The organism is Niastella populi (assembly GCF_002078015.1).
Lineage (GTDB): Bacteria > Bacteroidota > Bacteroidia > Chitinophagales > Chitinophagaceae > Niastella > Niastella populi.
Genome location: NZ_LWBP01000210.1, coordinates 97,221 through 118,137 on the forward strand (window position 1 = coordinate 97,221; position 20,917 = coordinate 118,137).

At 42.1% G+C, this 20,917-nt stretch carries 26 protein-coding genes; 6 read left to right on the forward strand and 20 right to left on the reverse strand.

What is annotated here, in order from left to right; genetic code table 11:
- Positions 1-13: 13 nt before the first annotated feature.
- From A4R26_RS25900 to A4R26_RS25920, 5 genes are all read right to left on the reverse strand, one after another.
- The gene (locus A4R26_RS25900; RefSeq protein ID WP_081169637.1) at positions 14-466 is read right to left on the reverse strand and encodes a hypothetical protein; all 453 of its coding nucleotides are present in this window, start codon (positions 464-466) and stop codon (positions 14-16) included.
- 59 nt (positions 467-525) lie between these two features.
- Positions 526-1,422 carry a helix-turn-helix domain-containing protein gene (locus tag A4R26_RS25905; protein ID WP_081169431.1) on the reverse strand — a complete coding sequence of 299 codons (897 nt, stop codon included), beginning with the start codon at positions 1,420-1,422 and terminating at the stop codon, positions 526-528.
- 56 nt (positions 1,423-1,478) lie between these two features.
- Complete coding sequence (locus tag A4R26_RS25910) at positions 1,479-2,315, reverse strand: oxidoreductase (RefSeq protein ID WP_081169432.1); 837 nt, start codon at positions 2,313-2,315, stop codon at positions 1,479-1,481.
- Entirely contained in the window at positions 2,302-2,583 is a 282-nt protein-coding gene (locus A4R26_RS25915) for an Atu4866 domain-containing protein (protein WP_242675020.1), read from the reverse strand. Before A4R26_RS25915 ends, A4R26_RS25910 begins: the two co-directional genes overlap by 14 nt.
- Positions 2,584-2,787: 204 nt before the next feature.
- A complete protein-coding gene (locus A4R26_RS25920) occupies positions 2,788-3,306 on the reverse strand; it encodes an arabinofuranosidase catalytic domain-containing protein (RefSeq protein ID WP_107685905.1) in 519 nt (172 codons plus the stop codon).
- Positions 3,307-3,481: 175 nt separating this feature from the next.
- Between A4R26_RS25920 and A4R26_RS25925 the strand changes: the two genes are divergently transcribed.
- From A4R26_RS25925 to A4R26_RS25940, 3 genes are all read left to right on the forward strand, one after another.
- On the forward strand, positions 3,482-4,561 hold the full coding sequence (locus A4R26_RS25925) for a mechanosensitive ion channel family protein (RefSeq protein ID WP_081169434.1): 1,080 nt from the start codon (positions 3,482-3,484) through the stop codon (positions 4,559-4,561).
- Between the two features lie 253 nt (positions 4,562-4,814).
- Positions 4,815-5,441 carry an HAD family hydrolase gene (locus A4R26_RS25930; RefSeq protein WP_081169435.1) on the forward strand — a complete coding sequence of 209 codons (627 nt, stop codon included), beginning with the start codon at positions 4,815-4,817 and terminating at the stop codon, positions 5,439-5,441.
- Between the two features lie 453 nt (positions 5,442-5,894).
- Positions 5,895-6,095: an HTH domain-containing protein gene (locus A4R26_RS25940; RefSeq protein ID WP_242675021.1), complete on the forward strand. Its 201-nt coding sequence runs from the start codon at positions 5,895-5,897 to the stop codon at positions 6,093-6,095.
- A gap of 105 nt (positions 6,096-6,200) precedes the next feature.
- Here A4R26_RS25940 and A4R26_RS25945 read toward each other — a convergent pair whose 3' ends face one another.
- The 11 genes from A4R26_RS25945 to tssD all read right to left on the reverse strand — a co-directional run bounded on the left by A4R26_RS25945 (position 6,201) and on the right by tssD (position 12,796).
- Positions 6,201-6,602: a hypothetical protein gene (locus A4R26_RS25945; RefSeq protein WP_081169438.1), complete on the reverse strand. Its 402-nt coding sequence runs from the start codon at positions 6,600-6,602 to the stop codon at positions 6,201-6,203.
- Positions 6,603-6,612: 10 nt separating this feature from the next.
- Positions 6,613-7,470 (reverse strand): M35 family metallo-endopeptidase, encoded by an 858-nt coding sequence (locus A4R26_RS25950; protein WP_081169439.1) that lies wholly within the window; start codon positions 7,468-7,470, stop codon positions 6,613-6,615.
- Positions 7,471-7,589: 119 nt separating this feature from the next.
- On the reverse strand, positions 7,590-7,991 hold the full coding sequence (locus A4R26_RS25955) for a hypothetical protein (protein WP_081169440.1): 402 nt from the start codon (positions 7,989-7,991) through the stop codon (positions 7,590-7,592).
- Between the two features lie 25 nt (positions 7,992-8,016).
- The gene (locus tag A4R26_RS25960; protein ID WP_165760417.1) at positions 8,017-8,184 is read right to left on the reverse strand and encodes a M35 family metallo-endopeptidase; all 168 of its coding nucleotides are present in this window, start codon (positions 8,182-8,184) and stop codon (positions 8,017-8,019) included.
- Positions 8,160-8,462, reverse strand: coding sequence for a PAAR domain-containing protein (locus A4R26_RS25965; RefSeq protein WP_081169442.1), 303 nt, complete (start codon positions 8,460-8,462; stop codon positions 8,160-8,162). The genes A4R26_RS25960 and A4R26_RS25965 overlap by 25 nt, the downstream gene beginning before the upstream one ends.
- Before the next feature lie 22 nt (positions 8,463-8,484).
- Positions 8,485-8,889, reverse strand: a complete 405-nt coding sequence (locus tag A4R26_RS25970) for a hypothetical protein (RefSeq protein ID WP_081169443.1) — start codon at positions 8,887-8,889, stop codon at positions 8,485-8,487.
- A 30-nt stretch (positions 8,890-8,919) separates the two neighbouring features.
- A complete protein-coding gene (locus A4R26_RS36145) occupies positions 8,920-9,168 on the reverse strand; it encodes a M35 family metallo-endopeptidase (RefSeq protein WP_369332942.1) in 249 nt (82 codons plus the stop codon).
- 130 nt (positions 9,169-9,298) lie between these two features.
- On the reverse strand, positions 9,299-9,703 hold the full coding sequence (locus A4R26_RS25980) for a hypothetical protein (RefSeq protein WP_081169445.1): 405 nt from the start codon (positions 9,701-9,703) through the stop codon (positions 9,299-9,301).
- 47 nt (positions 9,704-9,750) lie between these two features.
- Entirely contained in the window at positions 9,751-10,602 is an 852-nt protein-coding gene (locus A4R26_RS25985) for a PAAR domain-containing protein (protein ID WP_081169446.1), read from the reverse strand.
- 47 nt (positions 10,603-10,649) lie between these two features.
- Positions 10,650-12,320: a type VI secretion system Vgr family protein gene (locus A4R26_RS25990; protein WP_081169447.1), complete on the reverse strand. Its 1,671-nt coding sequence runs from the start codon at positions 12,318-12,320 to the stop codon at positions 10,650-10,652.
- A gap of 80 nt (positions 12,321-12,400) precedes the next feature.
- Complete coding sequence (gene tssD, locus A4R26_RS25995) at positions 12,401-12,796, reverse strand: type VI secretion system tube protein TssD (protein WP_081169448.1); 396 nt, start codon at positions 12,794-12,796, stop codon at positions 12,401-12,403.
- A 560-nt stretch (positions 12,797-13,356) separates the two neighbouring features.
- Between tssD and A4R26_RS26000 the strand changes: the two genes are divergently transcribed.
- Positions 13,357-14,886 (forward strand): SulP family inorganic anion transporter, encoded by a 1,530-nt coding sequence (locus tag A4R26_RS26000; protein WP_081169639.1) that lies wholly within the window; start codon positions 13,357-13,359, stop codon positions 14,884-14,886.
- Positions 14,887-15,022: 136 nt separating this feature from the next.
- Here A4R26_RS26000 and A4R26_RS26005 read toward each other — a convergent pair whose 3' ends face one another.
- From A4R26_RS26005 to A4R26_RS26015, 3 genes are all read right to left on the reverse strand, one after another.
- On the reverse strand, positions 15,023-15,460 hold the full coding sequence (locus tag A4R26_RS26005) for an ankyrin repeat domain-containing protein (protein WP_081169449.1): 438 nt from the start codon (positions 15,458-15,460) through the stop codon (positions 15,023-15,025).
- Positions 15,461-15,579: 119 nt separating this feature from the next.
- Positions 15,580-16,032: an ankyrin repeat domain-containing protein gene (locus tag A4R26_RS26010; protein ID WP_081169450.1), complete on the reverse strand. Its 453-nt coding sequence runs from the start codon at positions 16,030-16,032 to the stop codon at positions 15,580-15,582.
- 456 nt (positions 16,033-16,488) lie between these two features.
- A complete protein-coding gene (locus A4R26_RS26015) occupies positions 16,489-18,198 on the reverse strand; it encodes an ATP-binding protein (protein WP_081169451.1) in 1,710 nt (569 codons plus the stop codon).
- Between the two features lie 319 nt (positions 18,199-18,517).
- On the opposite strand from A4R26_RS26015, the gene A4R26_RS26020 reads away from it, so the two are divergent.
- Positions 18,518-19,297 carry a metallophosphoesterase gene (locus tag A4R26_RS26020; protein WP_081169452.1) on the forward strand — a complete coding sequence of 260 codons (780 nt, stop codon included), beginning with the start codon at positions 18,518-18,520 and terminating at the stop codon, positions 19,295-19,297.
- 758 nt (positions 19,298-20,055) lie between these two features.
- Here A4R26_RS26020 and A4R26_RS26025 read toward each other — a convergent pair.
- On the reverse strand, positions 20,056-20,415 hold the full coding sequence (locus A4R26_RS26025; RefSeq protein WP_081169453.1) for a hypothetical protein: 360 nt from the start codon (positions 20,413-20,415) through the stop codon (positions 20,056-20,058).
- A gap of 87 nt (positions 20,416-20,502) precedes the next feature.
- On the opposite strand from A4R26_RS26025, the gene A4R26_RS36150 reads away from it, so the two are divergent.
- The gene (locus tag A4R26_RS36150) at positions 20,503-20,880 is read left to right on the forward strand and encodes a YgjP-like metallopeptidase domain-containing protein (RefSeq protein WP_207625821.1); all 378 of its coding nucleotides are present in this window, start codon (positions 20,503-20,505) and stop codon (positions 20,878-20,880) included.
- Positions 20,881-20,917: the final 37 nt, after the last annotated feature.

Sequence of the window (20,917 nt, forward strand, 5' to 3'; positions counted from 1 at the left end):
TTTTACATATACACTAATTTTTCACCCTTACATATCGTTCTATATTATACCGGTTAACGCCGGTAGCTTCAATTTTCTCAATTCCCTGTTGAATCAACGTATCGTTGTGAATGCGAACGGTGAATTCGAACTTATTGTTTTCCCAGTCACGGGCGTTGCAATATTCAAGAAATTCGGTATAGGTGCTGTCTTTGAAAGTATACTTTCCGCCACCGGCGGAGAAGAAAGCGGTTGCTGAATCTTTGCCTTTGTTAAGGTCGTGGCCCATAAATGCAAAGTGCGAATCATTGATGATCTTGATGAATCGTTTGTTTTGGGTGTAATCGGTAACGGTAGTGTCGTTCTTTTCAATAAGGGTACCGGTTTGCAGTTTCCAGGTGCCGGTGATAGGTGATGATGTTTTGTTATTCGAATTACAGGAGGCAAAGATCAGGAGAAAAGGCAGAGATCGTACAATCGATTGCATGTAGCTTGAGTTTGGTTGAAAGTTAAAAATAGCGAAAAACGGGTTATCCACAATCCCCCTCATCCCCTGAAAACAGTGGGCGTTGTATTGTTAAATCGTTTGAAGAAGTGAATAAAATGCGCCAATTCTTCAAAACCCAGGCACCAGGAGATCTCCGACACATTCCAGTTGGTGTGTTTTAACAAAGCACGGGCTTCCTGGGCCAACCGTTCGGCAATGACCTTTGACGTGGTTTTTCCCATTACGGATTTCACACTTTTGTTCAAATGGTTTACATGTATGGCCAGTTGACCGGCAAATTCCGCAGGCGTTTTCAATTTTACCTGCTGGTGTACCGATTCTATAGGGAACTGCCTTTCGAGTAATTCGATAAACATGGCAGTAGTACGCATCGCTGCATTCGATTTGGTATCGGCTGCGGCGGATGCAGGTTGCATTTTCTGCGCTTTATGTACCAGTTCATACACCAGGTTGCGGATCACATCGTATTTGAACTGGTAATCAGATTGTATTTCCGCCTGAAGGTGTTTAAAGATCTCCGTTACCTCGCTCTCTGTTGTTTCATTTAAAACAAACACCTTATCACCGCCTGGTTTGAATACGGGGTACTCTTTGATATTGCCAAAATGGTTAAAAAAATCTTCAGTGAAAATGCAAAAGTACCCGCTCTGGTGATCATCGAGCGGTTCCCAGCTATAGGGGATCATCGGGTTGCCGAATAGCAGGCAGCATTGGGGGCTGTCAACCGTTTTGTCGGCGTAATGTATGCGATTGTTCCCTTTGATCAGCGTGATCTTATAGAAGTCTTTTCGATTATATGGTATGGGTTTGGCATTCTTGCCTACAAACGGGTCCAGCTCAAAAACATTAAAATGGCCCAATCCTTCCTTTAACTCTGCAGGGATCCACTTGAATTTCGTTTTATAGAATTCCTCAAGGGTTTGCGTTTTTTCCATAATGCAATTTACCGAAAAATAAAAGTCTATGGATTCCCGATGCACTTATTGCCCGTTTAAAAATCAGTTGAAAAACTAAGCGCCTTCAATGCATCCAGTGAGCTGTTTATATCTGCAATTTTTGCTTTTGCCCTGTTGTAAGCATCGGTACCGAGAAATAATCTTACTGGCGGTTCTGGCATTTCGGCCAGTTCTATCAACGCTGCAGCGGCTTTCACCGGATCACCGGCCTGCGAACCGTCCATGCTTTTATATTTCTGGTGCGATTGGTGTACAGCAGCATAATCATCGATCTGATCTTTGACAAACACCAACGAGTTATCAGAGAGGAATTCCGTTCTGAAACCGCCTGGCGCTACCGCCGTTGTATGGATCGTCAATTCTTTCAGGTCCTGTGCCAGCACTTCGGTCAAGCCGGTCAATGCAGATTTTGTGCCTGCATAAATAGCCCAGCCGGTGGCGCCGGCAAATCCAGCGATGGAAGAAATATTGATGATATGCCCGCTACGCTGTTTGCGCATATAGGGCAGTGCTGCCTGCATTACATATACGGGAGCGAAAACATTTACCGAAAAGCTCTGTTGCAGTTCCTCTTCCGTGAATTCTTCTACGGTTCCGCCCATACCATACCCGGCATTGTTAACGATAACATCAAGCTGTCCGAACTTTTCTACCGTATCTGCTATTGCTTTTTTGACCGCATCCGGGTTGGTAAGATCAACGCCAAGCGGAAGAAAGTTGTCAGAAGCGTTTTCTATTGCTGATACGAGTTGAGCTGCGTTACGCGAGGTGGCGGTAACCCGGTAGCCTTGTTCAAGCAGTCGCTTTGCCAATGCAAGACCCAGTCCTTTCGACGCGCCGGTGATAAACCACACCTTTTTATTGTTGTTCATGGTCGTTTTGTTTTTGTTTATATAATACCATACCGGCATGATACAGGATGCCGTTCCTGAAATCGCCATCGGCGGTAAAACCGGTATCGTCTTTATAGTCGATGTGATTTCCCGTTACCCGGTATGCGCCCACATAAGCGCTTTGGCGGTTGCCACGCGCTTCATCGTACCGGTTACCTGGTAATAACTGATGTTTGATATAGCCATCCCGGGTAACCCATATGCCCAGGTATTCGCGGCTTTCTTCCATTGTAATATTTGTTTCCATGATCGATTGTTTTATTAAATCAAAATTACAGCTGATGCCGGCGCCGGCTTTTGCGGGCATCAAACCAAAAACTGCATAAATCAAACAATTGAAGATAATGGGACTGATAAAAAGAAGGGTTGGATAATTTCAACGTCTTAATGGGGAAAAATAATAGCGGCCGTCCTCATTGAGGTACGGCCGCTTTAAATTAATTCTCTTTTTTTATCGTACTCCCTGATGCGCAGCGGTGGTTGTGTTTCCGCGCGGTTGTTTTTTCGATTCCAAAGAATGTCTTTCGCCCGAAGCAAGCGCCAGTTCATCAATAATCCCGGCATTTACTATCCGGGTTTGCAGGGCTTTATCATGCTGCACAGCGTCGGGACCATTCCCGCTCTGATCGTACCAGATGCTGACATAACAACTGGTGGCCTTATAAAAGGTAGAAAATGACATTATTGTACCGGGAAAATATTTAGACGATCCCGGTGTAACAATGATCACTTTACTATTGGCGGTAACCGATTTGGTGGCTTCGTCAAATTCCACCCAGGCTTCGGCATTATCTGACGCCCTGCGTACCATAAAGCAAAAGCCGGCATACGTATTTCTAAGTAATTTGCTTGAATAGGCAGGGGTAACAGACGTGGATAGGTGGGTGTCGTTAGTTGATTCCTGTGCGTTCGTATTAAGAAAACTTAATACTAATATAAAGGAAAGCGCATGAGCGTAAAAGGTTTTCATGAATAGGATTTACGGGATTAGGAGTTTAGTGGGAATATATATTCCCCAGCCAAAATATATTGTAAAAGAGTGCGGTACAAACTTTTTAGTGAAATTATTTCTGTTTTAACGCCATTATAATGGAATAACATTTGTAGTGGTGAGCCTAATCGACTGATTATTAAAATGAACGCGTATGAATTGGTGGGATACCGTTTTTGCCGGAAATTCCTTATTGAATTGGATGATCGCCTTTGGAATTATAATCGCTTCCTGGGCCGTAATAAGGGTGGCAAAACACGTTTTGTTAACAAGGTTCAAAAGATTTTCAACCCATACCCGAAGCACACTCGATGATTTTATTTTGCAGTTGGTCGAAGGGGCATTGATCCCCGCTTTATATTCAGGCGCTCTCTATGCGGGTATTTCGTATTTAATTTTGAGCCCGAAGGTAGACAGGCTGATGCATATTGCAGTAATGGTAGTGGTTACATTTATTATTATTAAAACCATTACATCGGCATTGAACTATCTTATAAACAATGCACTTGGTAACGATGCAGAAGACATAGAGAAGAAGAAGCAGGCGCGCGGGATCATTATTATTGTAAACATTGTATTGTGGGTGCTTGCCCTGGTGTTCCTTATAAATAATCTTGGATATAATATTACATCGGTTGTTACCGGTTTGGGAATTGGTGGTGTGGCCATTGCGCTGGCTTCGCAAAATATCCTCGGCGATCTGTTCAATTATTTCGTTATCTTTTTCGATAAGCCCTTTGAAGTGGGTGACTTTATTATTGTAGATGATAAAATGGGCGCTATAGAATATATCGGTGTAAAAAGCACCCGCATAAGAACTTTGAGCGGTGAGCAGTTGATCTGTTCAAATACCAACCTGGTGAATGCGCGTATACATAACTACAAACGCATGGAAAAACGGCGGGTGTCATTCACGATAGGGGTAGTGTACAATACGCCGCCTGAAAAGGTGCAGAAAATACCGGGAATAATAAAAGAGATCATTCTTGCGCAGGATATGACCACGTTCGACCGGGCGCATTTTTCGGCGTTTGGGCAGTTCAGTCTCACCTTTGAAGTGGTATATTACATTCAAAGTCCGGATTACAATTTATATATGGACAGGCAGCAGGCCATTTACCTGGCTATATTAAACGCTTTTAAAAAAGAAGGCATTCAATTCGCGCTGCCAACGCAAACATTGCAGTTCAGCAATGGTTTTGGTTCACTGGCTGGCGCTGAGGTTAAAAGTTGAAAATGGTGCCCTGATTGTAGAGCCAATTCCCCTTACTCCCAGCGGGTAGCGAATGTTGCGTTGTTGTAAAAGCGTTATCAGGAATTGTGCATCATCGGGAGAATGAAACCTGGAGTAGGTGCCGTATTGTGACATAGGAGACAGGGCATGAGTGCAATATAAAGTAAAATTGGCGTGAAGGCAAGGGCATGGAAACTGGGGATTGTTAAAAACACCCGCAATTGGTATATTAGCCTTTTAAACGACTGCTCATATGAAAAAGGCCATCATTTTTGACCTGGATAATACCATTTTCCCGGTGCCGCAAATCGGGCACAAATTGTTTGCTCCATTATTTGAGTTGATAGAAGTGGACGGAAACCATACAAAGGACCTGGAGAAGATCAAAGATGCGGTGATGCGCACGCCTTTTCAGAAAGTGGCAAAGGACCATGGTTTTAGCGAAGAGCTAACCCGCAAAGGCATAGACTTGTTAAAGGAGTTGGTACATAACGGCGCCATAGAGCCGTTTGCCGACTTTGACCAGGTAAGAAAATTGCCGTTCGATAAGTATGTGGTGACTACCGGCTTTACAAAAATGCAGCAAAGCAAAGTAAACAGTCTCGAACTGGAGAAGGATTTTAAGGAGATCCATATCATCGATCCTACCACAACCAACAAAACAAAGAAAGATGTATTTGCCGATATTATACAGCGGCACAAATATAAAAAGGAAGATGTATTGGTGGTAGGAGATGATGTAAATTCAGAAATAAAAGCGGCGCAGGAATTGGGTGTCGATGCCGTGTGGTATGACAAATACAGCCGGTATGAGCCGAAAGAGGGTGTGAGCAAAATAGCTGATTACCAAAAGTTGGTAGAAAGATTATTAGTAGTTTGAACTAACCATCCCGATAGCTGGGCGCCAGTCTAATCCCATGTGTTGTTTTATTAGGGTTTTGAAATAGTGCGAATTAAATATAGAAAGAGCAGGGCGGAAATGCAAGGGATGTGAGAATGTTACTAATGCTTCAATAGCAAAAGACTTAATCTAAAAAAGGAATATGCATTTTTTGCATATTACATCAATTCAAGCAAAGTTCAAATTTTGCACTTTGCAAATAATAAGAAGTCAATTAAGGGCCAGAGGTAAAAAGTACACAGTTAAAAATGACAATGGTGATGTCGCTGGAGTGAATAATGCTGCAAAATTGCAGAGGATATTTAACTACAGCATTAATGGTGCATTTTTTTGTAAGTTGTTACGAGCGTCGGATATAATGAGAAAAACGTCGGAGAAAACGTAGGAGAAAATGGAAAAAGCGTCGGAGACATTAGAAAAACGTCGGAGAGAGTGTCGGAGAGGATAGGGAAAACGTCGGAGAGGATATTAGAACTGATAAATGCTAATCCGGAAATTACTATTCAGGAATTGGCCCCAATAATTAGTGTATCTAACCGGTCAATTGAAAGAAACCTTCAAAAGTTGCAGGAGAAAAATTTATTAAAAAGAATTGGTGCTGATTTTGGCGGACGCTGGGAGGTATTGGGGTGATCCCAAAGCAGAGCCTTGTCAAAGGAAGAAATGCTGTGCCTGTCCTAAGGGGTGTAGCCCATGATCGTTCATCAGCGTTTCCAGTTCGGCCTGGAGGGTTGGAAGCTAGTAAGATATCTCAACCTTATTTGATTCCAGCTTATTAAGCGGCCCTTCGTCTTTATAATTAGGATGATAAACAGACAGCTGAACAGTATATTTTTTCCCCTGAATAATCTGATAAACTTCATTAAGTTCAATACATGTGCTTATGGTATCGCCTGATTGTATTGGAATAAAATCTTCAGGAACAACGATGCGTTTTTCCATTTCACCTACGTATTTGACAGGCTGATTGTTTTCGTCTGTTATGATAAATAAATTTCTACGAGTTTTCCCGTTAGTGCATATCGTCTTTTTATCCAAATAAACCTCTCCAGATGTGTTATTGGAAAACACCAGATTGGCAACCATAAGTTTGCCGGCGACTTTAACATCTAAAAAAACATCGACAAACATATTCTTCATACTCGTAAGTTTACGTCGTTACAAAATACTCAAAAGAAGTAGCGTTTTTCAAAGCGCCATCAGGGTTTTGTTTAGCCAGTAGAAAACAACCATTTTCTCCATACATCACATCTTGCGTTCCTCCAATATTTGCAAAATGTGATAATTCATGTATTATTGTGCTTGACTTTGAATCTTTTCCTGTCGCAGTTGCCTTCCAAAATACGGTACCTATTTTAAACCTATATTTATAATCGTCAGGATAAGCCGTGGCACATATTTCTCTTCTGTCCTTTTCGTCAATTATTTCATCGAAGTTACCTGCAGTTAACGTTTTACTAGCTTCTAAAGCTCGTTTTATCCTTGCTAGTATTTCCTTCCTGGTGTTGTCATCGTTTTGGCCAAACCACTTGGTCAGACATTCCATAGTCTGATTGTCACCTTCGCTTAACAACTTAATTTTGTGTTCTAATACGCGTATAGTATCTGCAATAGCCTGGTTTATTAACCGTATTTTATGTTTGATAGAAGGCTCTACAAACTTCTTTTTGTTACCATAAGTATCTTCAGGCGGAAAGATACCCAAACATCCGCCTCCAATAATAACTGAACTACTGCCTGAACTCACATTACCACCATGTGCACAGAGGTCGTTCATGCGTGCGGTGGGCATTCCACCAATATAAACACTTGATGATCCGGTTACTACTTTATCCGCCTCCCCCACACATGCACAAACATCCCCAACCGTCGCTGCCGGTAACCCTTCAATCAGCACCGTCCCACAACCCGGGCCAATTATAACTCCACCCACATGCGGAACACCCGTACCGGGCGTTACCTTCGGGCAGGTATGCATGTCGCCTATTCGTGCTGCGGGTTTGGCCATAAACCTTATTATACATTATTTATACATGAATTCAATAATATTCGACTGCACAACAAGAAGCAAAAGTTAATTGAATATTTTCCATGCCTCATATCCACCTACAACCATTTTTTAATTTCTTAACAAATTACTTCAACAACATTTGATTCAATCTTTTCAATGCTCGAGTTTGTCAGATTATTATTAAGATATGCTGAATATTGGATGGTATATTTTTTCCCATTCTTTAGCTCATATACTTCATCTAATTCAACACTTGTTTCTATTTTCTGTCCGGGGTCAATCATAATAAAGTCTTCGGGCGTAATAAAACGCTTTACCATAGGTCCATCATAGTCAATCATACGCTTCTTTTCATCAAAAATTTTAAACAAATTATTTTGTATTTTATTTCCATGACAAGTCCTTAGCTTATCAATGGAAACTGTTTCGGATGTATTATTAGAGAAAATTAAATTAGCAAATATCTTTCTGTCCTTTTTTGCAACAGATAATTCGACTTTAATAAAATTGATATCCATATGTCAATTTATTTTATAAAACAATTTATGCCTCCATAAAATATTCAAATGAATCGGCGTTAAATAGTGCATCTTTGGGATTCTTAATTGCCAAATCTAAGCTCTTTACTTCTCCATCAGCATGGTCAACAGTTCGTCCAACATTTTTAAAATGAGATATTTCATGGATCAGGATGCCTGGTCTTGAATCCATACCCGAACACCAGTAACCCTTCCCCCCTGCGCACATTGATCTCCAATTCGTGCCGCCGGTTTACCACCTAAAAATACCCCGGTTGACCCCTTTGTTATTTTGTCCGGCTCACCCACACATATACAAGCATCCCCAACCGTCGCCGCCGGCAATCCTTCAATTAGCACCGTTCCGCATCCCGGGCCAATTATAACCCCGCCCACATGTGGTACACCTGTGCCGGGCGTTACCATAGGGCAGCTATGCATGTCGCCTATTCGTGCTGCGGGTTTGGACATTAATAAAACTTATTGTTACTGTCTATTTATAAACTATCTCTACTTTATTAGACTCAAACGGTGTAAACCCTGACTTGTCCTTATAAGTAGGATGAAAAACAGAATACTGGATACTATATTTATGCCCTTTTGACAATTTATAAACCTCATCTAAGGTTATCCGTGATTCAATTATTTCACCACTTTTTAGCTTAATATAGTCTTGAGGAACAACATCCCGATAAACATATGCGCCAGTATACCCAACCTCGGTGTTATCCTCATCAACAATATTAAATATCTTACGACGGGTCTTGTTATCGATACATATGGTTTGCTTATCCAAATGCATATCGCTATTTGAGTTGTTCGCAAATTTCATGTTGGCAATCAAGCTGCCTTCTGATAACTCTACCGCTAATTGTATGTCAATGCTTTTCTCGTTCATAACTCTTTACTTTGTTTTAATAGTTATGCTTTATATGGCTATAAAACACTCAAATGAATCCGCATTCTTTAAAGCAAGATTTGGATGGCCTTTAGCCAATTCTTTACACCGATCGTACCCATAAATGATATCTTCAGTTTTTCCAATATCGTGGAAATGTGATAATTCGTGAATTATTACCGAAGCTTTTGAAGGCTGGCCCTTTTGTTTGCAATACTTCCAGAATGAATCTCCCATAAATATTCTATGCGATGCATCTTCGTTTAAACCCTTGCAAATTCTATTTGCTTTAGCTCCTCATTTGCTATTACAAGAAAATTTATTTCTGAAAGACTGTTTAGCACACTCAAAGATTTCCTAATTCGTGCTGCGGGTTTGGACATATAGTTAGCTTAAAATGACACTTCCCTTACTTATAGATAATATCAATTACGTTGGAGTCGATTTTCGCCAGGTCTTGTTCTTCAAAATAAGGAGGTTGAAATGCTGAATATTGGATTGTATACTTTTTTCCCTTTTTTAACTCATATACTTCGCTTAAGTTTATATCCGTCTCCAATTTTTCATTTACATTAAGCTTTAAGAAAGATTCTGGATTCACCTCGCGGCAAACTTTCATTCCAGTATAATCAATCAATTTTCCTTTTTCGGTCTTTATTCTAAAATAATCTCCACGAATAGTGTTGTCGTAACAAATTGTTTGATCATCTAAGTACACCATTTTGGAGGCAGTATTTGCTATACATAAATGAGCAATTAACTGGCCGTTTATTACTTTTACACTTAGATTTACATCAATAATTTGATCACTCATATAACTATTCTATTAGAGTTCATAATTTATATATTGTCCTTGTCTTGTCAGGATTCTACAAACAACCTGAATGAGTCTGCGTTGTTTAAAGTATATTCCGGATAGGTTTCTACTAATCGCAAACATCCCGTTTCATAATAGGCATGATCTAATGTATTGCCTGTTTTTTTGAAGTGCGACAGTTCATGTATCAAAACACCGCTTTTTGAATGTTTTGAATCTCCGCCTAATTGCCAGAAAGGATCACCTAGAAAAATCCTATATGATCTATCTTTGTTGTAAACAACAGCTTGCTGTTGCATTCTGTCTTTTTCATTATAGATTTGGTCGAAACAATCCACCGTCAATTTCTGACAAACATTCAAAACCTTTTTGATCATTTTCAAAATTGTTATCCTTGCATTGACGTCATCAGTTCCAAACCATTTTTTAAACTCCTTCAATGTATCAGGATCACCATTCTTTAGTAACTTATGCTTATGACTCAACATGGCTACGCAATCCTTAATTACCTGGCTTATTATCTCTCTTTTCTCTTCATCGGAAGGTTCTATGAAATCCGAGTCAGGAACGCCCTCTGCTGGCAGGCACATGAACTCACCCTCCCCAATCAACACACTCCCACACCCACCAGTAACCCTTCCTCCATGCGCACATCGATCTCCACTTCGTGCCGCCGGTTTACCACCTAAAAATACCCCCGTGGACCCCTGTGTTATTTTGTCTGGCTCACCCACACACGCACAAGCATCACCCATCGTCGCAGCCGGCAATCCTTCAATTAGCACCGTTCCGCATCCCGGGCCAATTATAACCCCACCCACATGTGGTACACCTGTGCCGGGCGTTACCGCCGGACAACTATGCCCATCTCCAATCCTTGCTGCCGGCTTACCCAATTGATGAAATTTACAAATTGTTTAGTTTGTATCCCTGTCCCGGTAAATTAATTGAGCTTGATCACGCCCGCCTTCATGATCATATCCATCGCAGCATTGATATTCGCCTTTCCATTGCTTACGATCTTTAACTCCTCCGTTGTTTTTATATTCACCTTTACCCCCTTCAGCGTTATCTCCCCATCTTTCATTTCCAGCTCGGCCTCCCCGCATTTCAATTTCAGGTTTCCCTTTGCTTCTATTACAATCTTATTTTCTCCATCCATATACAACTTGTTCCCGTTTTGATCTTCCATAGTAACACTCCCTTCCTTATCGTTCATGATCACCTTTACACCACTGCGGGTTTGTATCGCCTTTATATCGTTTTTTTCAGTGCTAAACTCCGTTTTTGCGCCGCCATTATAAACCGTTCCGGCAACATAGGGCCGGGTAGCATTGTCGCCCGCAAAGGCCACCATCACTTCTTCGTCTTTCTCCGGTAACATAAATAACCCTTTTCCATTCCCCGCGTAGGGCGATATAACCCGTAACCACGGACTTTTCTCATCCTCACTCATCCAGCGAAACCGAACCTGCACTCTGCCTAATCCCGCATTATCATGGTTATTCACCACCAGCGCACTCTGCGTTTCACAATACGGTTCGGCAACGGCCTTTACCGGTGGTATTTTTACCGTTGACGGTATCGCCGTAAACTCATTGGAATAATTGCCTGTTCCATCCCAGGTATGTTCTATGGAAATAATAGTAAACTCGCCCGGCGATCGATCTGCCGGATCTTTTTTCTCCTCCGTTTTTATAACTACACAATCTCCCGGCTGAAAACCGGGCAGGTCGCTGCAGCCATGCACCCGAACAACATCACTGATCTCACTCGCCGCCCGCAGCGTCATAACCTCATCTACCTGCTTTACATTTCGCACATAGTGATTATGCCAGTTGGTTACCGGTGCTATAAATACCTGTTCTCCTTTTGTCAGCGCGTATTCGCCCAACCCGTTATGCCCTGCATTCAACGCACTGTTCGCAACCTCGGTACTATACACTTCATTGTTTACATAATCCAATGCCTTTACCTGGCACTTGCCGGGCTTTATTTGCATATGCAAGGCATACCGGCTCAACTGCACCCCGTATTGCAGTGTGATCTTTTTCCCCTTTGGCTGCCCTATTACCAGTTGCTGCCCGTCATAAAACAACCATTCGCCGTGTTTGCCGGCCAGCCTGCTGATAAACTGCCAGGCCGATTCTTTGTACTGCACATAATAATAAAGGGTCTCTTTATATGAAGGGTTGATCCTGTATTTCAGCATATCATCGGGATACAGGTTCAATACTTCTTTCAGGATGCTTTTTACCGACTTGCGCAACCACGACCGGCAATGCCGGCCGCTATCCAGTAAAATGGTGGGAGAGTACCCACTGATCACTATATTTCCCGGATGCCCGTTATTACACGTTGCCTCCATTTGCGTAACTACACCGGTAAATGACAGTTCCGATCGCTCGTTTTCCGAATTCACTTTTATGTGCACCGCGGTGCCGATCAAGCTTTTCGACTCCTTCAACACAGCTCCATCTTCTTCCACCGCCTTGGCCGGACAAACCAGCCTGAACGAATGATGCGCATATATTCCCTGGCTTAACTTCAGCGAAGTGAACTGATCTATTTTAACACCATTTATTTCTATAGTAGTTTCTACGGCTTGTGCCATGAATACTTGTTTTAAGGTTAATAGATGCCTGCCAGATGCTTACTAAAGAGCATCCGCAACACGCCTTACCGCCAAACCGCTTACAGTCCGGGCCAGTTGTTTTTAAACACTGTTTCTTCCAGCTTGATGGTGTGTGCACTTAGCGTTAGCTGTAATAATATGGGATGTTCGCCCGCAGGATCGAATATTTCATGATATTCCACACACAAGGCGTTTTCAAACTCAAGCGTTTTCAGTTTGCTCATGGTATCGTACCTGATAAATGTGATCTTCCCATTCTTTGTTTGCAATGTATTGATCATCCATTCAAACAATTCCGGGTGGTTGATGCTCGCCAGCGTAAGATTAATGGTTCCACCCATCGGCTTTGACGCAGCCTTACCCGTTACATCGATTGACTGATTGAATTTAAAGCCGCATCGCAGCACATTTATTTCATCCTCATTCTGCAGTTGCAGCCTGGCAATGAACGACATGGTAAAAGTTTTTAAACAATTACAAATACGTCAAGACATATGTCTTGCACAATATAATAGTTAATGCACTGCACTGGTTGGGACATGCGGGGTTGCCGGGAGTATGTAGATATGTTGCTTCTAAAATCAGAGAGACCTAACGTAGCATAGATTGTAAAATCAAATATATGTATTAATCGATTACAGCAAACAGTTATTGTATAAATTTTTTCGCGTGAGTCGAATCGTTAAAGAAGTATATCAGTGATCCGTATTAGGTATAAAAAAGTCCTGCGGGTGCTTGTTGCATTGATCTGTAAAAGTAAAGGCTGTTTCTTTATTCAATGTTTAAGGAACATAAACAAGCCCCGCTTTTAACCGGCATTGTAAAGGAAATGATACCACAAAAAGGCCTGTCCAGGCAGGACAATACCCCTCACTTTTTTTACCTACCTTCGCGCCCGGAATGAATGGCATTATTGCATCTTCCCCGGTTGCCTTGCTTTAATTCAGATACCGATATCCATATAATTCTTTTCATTTCCGGCAACAATTATTTTATTACTGATTTATACAGCAGCATGGCTTTCCTGAATTTATTCGATTTCAAACAAAAAGTAAACTATAAAACAGAAGTACTGGCCGGGTTCACCGTTGCCATGACCATGATCCCTGAGTCATTGTCCTTTGCAATTTTGGCGGGTTTGTCGCCTTTGACCGGTTTATACGCCGCATTCCTGATGGGGCTGATTACCGCTGTCCTCGGCGGACGGCCGGGAATGGTCTCCGGCGGCGCAGGGGCTACTGTTGTTGTATTGATCGCGCTTATGCAGTCGCATGGCGTGGAATATGTTTTTGCCGCTGTGGCGTTGGCGGGCTTATTTCAGGTTACAGTTGGCGTATTCAAACTGGCAAAGTTCATCAGGCTGGTACCGCAATCGGTGATGTATGGATTTGTGAACGGCCTCGCCGTCATCATCTTCATGGCGCAGATAAAACAGTTTACTACAACAGGCGCCACCGGTACATCGTGGCTTACCGGAACGCCGTTATGGACGATGCTGGCACTTGTAGCATTGACCGTTGCAGTCGTGATCGTACTTCCGAAGATCACGAAAGCCGTTCCTGCTTCACTGGTGGCTATCATTGTCGTATTCCTGGTGGTGCTGGGGTTTGGCATAGAAACGAAAACGGTTAAAGACATTGCCTCTATCAGCGGCAGCCTGCCGCCATTTCATATTCCCATGGTGCCATTTAGTTTCGATACATTGAAGATCATTTTCCCGTATTCACTGGTAATGGCCGGTGTGGGTTTGATAGAAAGTTTATTAACACTGAATATCGTTGATGAAATTACGGGCACAAGGGGCCGCGGTAATAAAGAATGCGTGGCGCAGGGAACGGCGAATGTGTTCAACGGCTTTTTCACCGGCATGGGTGGCTGCGCCATGATTGCACAGTCGTTCGTAAATTTATCGGCCGGCTCAAGGGCCAGGCTCTCTGCCATTATCGGTTCCATAACCATTTTAATTGTGATCCTCGTAGGCGCGCCTATCATCGAGCGCGTACCCATGGCTGCATTGGTTGGCGTAATGGTCATGGTGGCCATTGGCACGTTCGAGTGGACCAGCCTGCGCATCATCAATAAAATGCCAAAGCCCGATGTAATTGTGGGAATACTGGTGGCCATCATTACCGTATGGTTGCATAACCTGGCATTGGCGGTACTGATCGGTGTTATCATTTCCGCCCTGGTATTTGCCTGGGAGAGCGCGAAAAGAATACGGGCCAGAAAATACATCGATGAGAAAGGGGTAAAACATTATGAAATATTCGGTCCCCTTTTCTTTGGTTCTGTTGCCACCTTCCTGGAAAAATTCGATGTATCAAACGACCCCGCAGAAGTGATCATTGATTTTAAAGAAAGCCGCATTACCGATATGAGCGCAATAGAAGCATTGAACAAGCTGACTGAGCGCTATCATAGATCAGGTAAGAAATTACACCTGCGCCATTTAAGCGCCGATTGCCGCGCACTGATCAAAAACGCCGAATCGGTCATAGATGTAAATGTCATCGAAGACCCTGAGTATAAAGTGATGGCTGATTAAGCCATTCACCCCGAAAAATAATAGCGGTTATGCATTCATGTGTAGCCGCTTTTTTATTCCCCTTTACGCCGGCCCGGCCATCGTTCCGGTTCGTTCCGGGATGGCGCGGTTGCCTGCAAAAGTTGATGCAACTACATTATGCATTCCCCTCGTAAGCCACCAGCTCTTCTACATTCGGAATGGCCGGTTTGAACAAACTCACCAGGCAGTCAAATTCATCTTTGTTTTGGAAACGATAGGTGTTTATAACATCCAATGGTTTTTTGCCTTTGTCGTTTTTCTTATTGAGGTCACCCCCGTTTTCAACGAGGAGTTTCATTATTTCAATTAATTCGGGGAAGAATTCAGCGCGTTTATTTTGGATCATGCTATCGATAGCGTAGGCGCTTATTTTGTGCAGGAGCGTCCAACCCCCGCCGATATCAACATTGGGATCGGCGCCGGCATCGAGAAATCTTTTTAGCATGGCAGCATCATGTTCAAGCAATGCAAATTCGATGGGGTAGATGGGCACCTGCCACTGGCCGAAAAGCTGGCGTTCGTTGATGTAGAAAGGATCAGGTGAGTGAAGCATAGGGTAAATAGGATATTAGAGCGTAAATATAGGGTGGAGATCTTTGAATGTCAATAGGTTCGGAAGAAAAAAGATAAATAATTATTGGAGGTGGAATGCCTGAGGGGGGTATTTCAAAACTAATTGATATGTATATTTTTATAGTTTGAGGCGGTTGGATGTCTTTCCTGGTAGGTGATCAGGTTGTCGATATTGGGAATGGCCGGTCTGAACAAATTCATGAGTTTATCGAACCCTTCTTTTAAGCCAGCATAGCTATTGATTAGATCCAATGGGCTTATGCCATTGATGTCTTTTTTATTAGGATCAGCGCCGTTTTCAAATAAAACTTTAACCATTTCAAGATGTTCGGGAAAGAAGGTGTCGCGGTTGTTTTGGATCATACAATCAATGCATGCGTCCATAGCTTCGTGCAAAGGCGTAAAACCCTTGCCAAGATCGATATTAGGATCGGCCCCGGCTTCAATAAGTAACTTTACCATATCAGGGTCATCCTCGTTTATGGCAAATTCAATGGGATACACACCATTGGGAAGCGGAGCATTAACTGACTGGTTAGAAAAGTTGAACATGGTGACCTTATTTGTCAGGATTCGGTAGTAAATATAGGTTTTCTATTCCTTAAGTAAAATGTATGGGAATGGCAGCGATTAACAGAAAATACATTTTGTGAAATGATTTGATTTGTTCGAATCGTATCACGGGAGGAACTGGTTGTTTAATGAGATGTTCGTGTCATTTTACGGTGGAGCTATTAATATAACGATTAAGTGAGCGCCTCAACCATTTTCCTGGCGTCGGGAAAATGGTCAGCGGGGGCGATCACATTCCTGACTTCAGGAAGGTGATTGGCTTATCTCAATTTGCCAATTATAGAGAATTTTTACGAAATGTGGAGAAATGCAACAAAATTTGCAGATATCATAAATTAAATATAATTATTTGATAATTAATTGCCTATGTGGCATTTTCGATCTTTTTTTTTTGAATATGGAGAAATTTTTTAAATATTATGGAGAAATCAGGAGCTACGGTTCTGTTGATTGGTCTAAATAGGATACTACATTATAAATTAGTTCATCATTTTGTAAGTCGTTAAACTTATTTTCCAGTTTATATCGCGTCCCCCTCCCTGTTCCCTCGGCGACTATAACTTTATCTAACAATAGCTTATTGATAATATATTTGATCTTATTTCGGTTTAAAAACCCTTTCAACATTTGCTCCAATTCGCCAATTTTTAAAACTTTTCCTTGTAACGCAGCAATCAACCGCTCAACCTCCTGAACAACATATCTTGTCCCAATTTTTTGTTCCTTTTCTTTAATTTGCTTGTATTCATCCGATAGTAAGTATTTTAAAGCGTTACCCCTGCTACGTTTAATAATTTGGTGATCTTTTAACCAATTCAGTATTGTTGAATTAATTTCGTTCGATTGGTTATTTTTAATTCTATGCAAAGCAATAATAACATCAACTGCAAGTTTTTTATGAGGCAGATGTTTCCTTTGAATATTGTTAAGGAAGATGTAGAATTCTTTATCCAGGTTGGTGCTATCCAGAACAAGGGTCACCTGAAACAGGTTTGAATCAGTATAATCAGGTTCATGTTTTCCCTCCGATAATGTAATTGAATATATTTTATCTATTCCTTGCCCCGACCGTTCTACGAGGCCCGTTTTTTCCATTACTTCTGCCATTAATCGACTGCGTGGTGTACTACTTACCGTGAGTAGATTGTTAATGTTTACCCCTTTCGGAAAACCGCCGGGATTTATAATTTTAATTTTTTGAGGATATTGTTTAATAACAACTTCGCTTGTAATTGAATAATCACGGTGTGCTATGGCGTTCAGAACTGCCTCTCTAATAACCGTTTCGTTAAAGTGCATTATTCCAAAAATATAAACCTCTGATTCTATCATTGTTTGGCCGTTGCGCACATTTATCAATTGCCATATGTCGTCAATTGCTACAAATAATGGGCCTGATATTACCTGCCGTTGTTCATAGGGAATGCTTGATTCAAAATACCGGAACTCCCAAATGATTCTTGCATTTGGCAGTAAATTTTCTATAGTTTCTTTTTTACCCAGCAAAATCAGGGCAGCATAATTTAGCCGGCCCTGTACAAGTAATTTTAGATCTGATAATATTTGGGTGGTGGATAGTGTTTGAAAATCAGGATTCATTTGCTTCCGTGCGTATGCTTCTTTCATTATGCCTATAGCGCTTTCGTCCAGATCTTCAATGGTAAGATCTGAACATGTTTTGGCTGAAAAATCAGGTTCCTGCTCGCTAAGGATATGAAACATTTCATCATCGGTCATATTGCGTAAACTTTCCCCGGTACGCATCAGGGCCACGCCTTCAAATTTCATAAGCCGTCCAACAGGCCGAGATGATACATAAACAATAAGTACCCGTTTATTTTCTTCGAATAACTCATCATAATGGATTCTTATACCCAGGTGAATTAAAGTATCATTAACGATGGCGCCCATTCGATGGAGGCCAAAATCTGAACCTACTACTTCATGAGGAAAAGCGTCTGTCATTCCAAAAACCAATTTGCCGCCACCTTTATTGGCGAGGGCTGTAACGTAACCGAGAAAACATTTGCGGCGATCTGCCTGTTTAGTACTACTGCCCCCGCCGAAAGGAAAATTGTGTTTAGCTTCCTTAAATTCAATATGGTCTTCAGACTCTTTGAGTTGTTTTAATTGGTCGATCGTCATAAAAATTCCTGTTTACTCACTGATAAAAGAACAGAACGAAACATTACAATCAGGGAATTGCAATTGATCTTCAATGAATAGTTTGGTTGGAATCGCAAGGGAAGGAAAGGCAATCAGGAAAGCCCGTTGTGAACTTTTGCAAATACAATATACAGTAATTTTTCAATAGCCGGCATGAATAAACGAAATGACTGAATAAACTTTTAAAGAGTTAAGAAATGAACTCTGTAGGGTTAAATCTTATATTCATGTATAGTGCTAAGGTGTAAACGAATCCCTGACAACTGGAATTACGATTTAATGATTTTAAATTTGCCCAATGAAAATTCAATACTGTTCCGACCTGCACCTGGAGATGCCCGATAATGAAAAGTACATAAAGCGACACTTGTTGGAGCCAGTGGGGGAGGTATTGGTATTGGCAGGGGACATCCTGCCGTTTGGACTGCATAAAAAGCAAAATGAATTTATTGATTATTTAGCCGGAAATTTTGAAATGGTGTATTGGGTGCCCGGCAATCATGAATATTATGGGTACGATGCTGCTACGGTAGCCAATCCTTTGTTGGAAAAATTACGCAGCAATGTATGGATGGTCAATAACCAGGTGGTGGTGCATAATGGCGTGAATTTTATTTGCACAACCATGTGGAGCAAAATTGATGTGGTGCATGCGCTGGAGATACAACGAAGTGTAACCGATTTCTCCAACATACAATGGGCGGGCGAACGATTTACTACCCGCCAATTCAATCAACTGCATAACCAGTCGATGCATTTTTTGGAAAAAGCGATCAAAGAAAAAGGCGCCGGAACAAACGTAGTAGTAACGCATCACGTACCAACGCTGTATAACTATCCCGCGAAATACAGGAACAGCCAGGTCAACGGCGCATTTGTCACCGAATTACATGATCTCATTCATGATTCGGGAGTTGACTACTGGATCTACGGCCATCATCATAGCAATACGCCCGAGTTTAAAATCGGAAACACTACTATGCTTACGAACCAGTTGGGGTATGTGCGGCGGCATGAGCATGGGAGTTTTAGCAGGGGGAAGGTGGTGGAGGTGGGGGCTAAACGCGGTCGGGACTGAAACGGTGGTCCTTGAAATTCCCTCACGTTTTTGCCTTATTTCCCAATCCGGGATAACCGAAGCCAGACCGAAGCTTAACCGATGCTAGGCCGAAACTTGAATGCACGGATTCTGAATGGGAACAGCTCGAAAACCTACTTCAATCTTGTTGAACATTACGAAATTTGGCGACAGGTTGCCGCCGGATTGGATAGAATGCCCGAAATACTGGTGGCGCGCAGATTAAACGTGGATGCAGCGTAGATTCAGTATAGGATCACTATAGACTCGCCCTACACTAACTATCACTCACCATAGACTAAGCCAGGATCAGCCGTACATCAGCCGTATTACAGCCGTACTTACTCCGATGTTGAAAGAATCAATGAGTTATGTTGATATCAGGACATGTAGCTGTACCGCAATGGTAGCAATATGGCAGGGTAATGGCCTGGGTATTGCACCGGCACTCTCTGGATACTCTACTGGAACACTAGTGCGCATGAGTAGTCCCAGAGCATACTTAGAGCTATCCCAGAGCACCCCCAGAGCATTATACTACCATTACCCTACAAATCATGTAGCACCCTGATCGGGGAATCCTTCGTTCCTGGTTCGTTCTTCGTCCGTTCCAACACTATCTGATTACTACCCAAATACTACCCATTTCATAGGGAAAAACGCTGGTCTACGGGTAGCCTGAAAACGAAGTAAGAACGAAGTTGGGGTAGTTCAGTAACGGCACGTGTGTAGTTAAGCGAACTTGATCATTATCAACTTTATAGACAGCGAAAGGCAGGGTTTTTGAGGTATAGTCTGTGAGCTTGCGATGGATGAAATATGGCTTTGCCGTCGTGACCGATGCCGGCTTCCAGGAAATCGGCCAGTTCGCGCCGGATGCAATCGATGGGGCATTGATGGAAGAAGTCGGTAATAGTGGATAAAAGATTGTTTAGCTGCTCGCTTATCAACATGCCATGGAGTACCTCTATAAACAGAATCAACAGCTCGTAGAATTCATACAAGATCTCCCGTCCATTCCCGCTCGAATACGGACTTTGTGTGTTGATCAACGCAACCCGCAGCCAATTGGGCAACAGGTAATCGATAAGATCGCTCAGGGTAGCCTGGTCGAACACTTCGGCTATTACCTCAATAGGTTGAGTGGTGACTTTTTCGATCAGCCGGGCTGGTTGACTTAAACAAAAAGTTCCTCGATCTGTAATGTGCGCCCTGGCACAAGTACTTCTAAGCGGCAATACATTCTGAATAACTGGTATCGAAATGAGCTGAAAGAGTTGATTTCTTCGAATATAGAAAAGTGGGAGAGAATTATACCGGTAAAAGTTGATGACTTTGGTGTAAAGAGCATGAAGACGAAATGGGGCACATGTAATATAGAAGCCCGGCGAATTTGGCTTAACCTGGAACTGGCGAAGAAGACCCTTCAATGTTTGGAATATGTTCACGAAATGGTGCACTTGTTAGAAAGAAGGCATAACGATCGGTTTATATGGTATCTGAATAAGTTTATGCCGCAATGGAAAAGTTACCGGGAAGAATTAAACCGGTTGCCAATAAGTCATTTGGATTGGGAGTATTGAGATGATTACTAAACGTGAGTAGTTTGTTATATTAGTA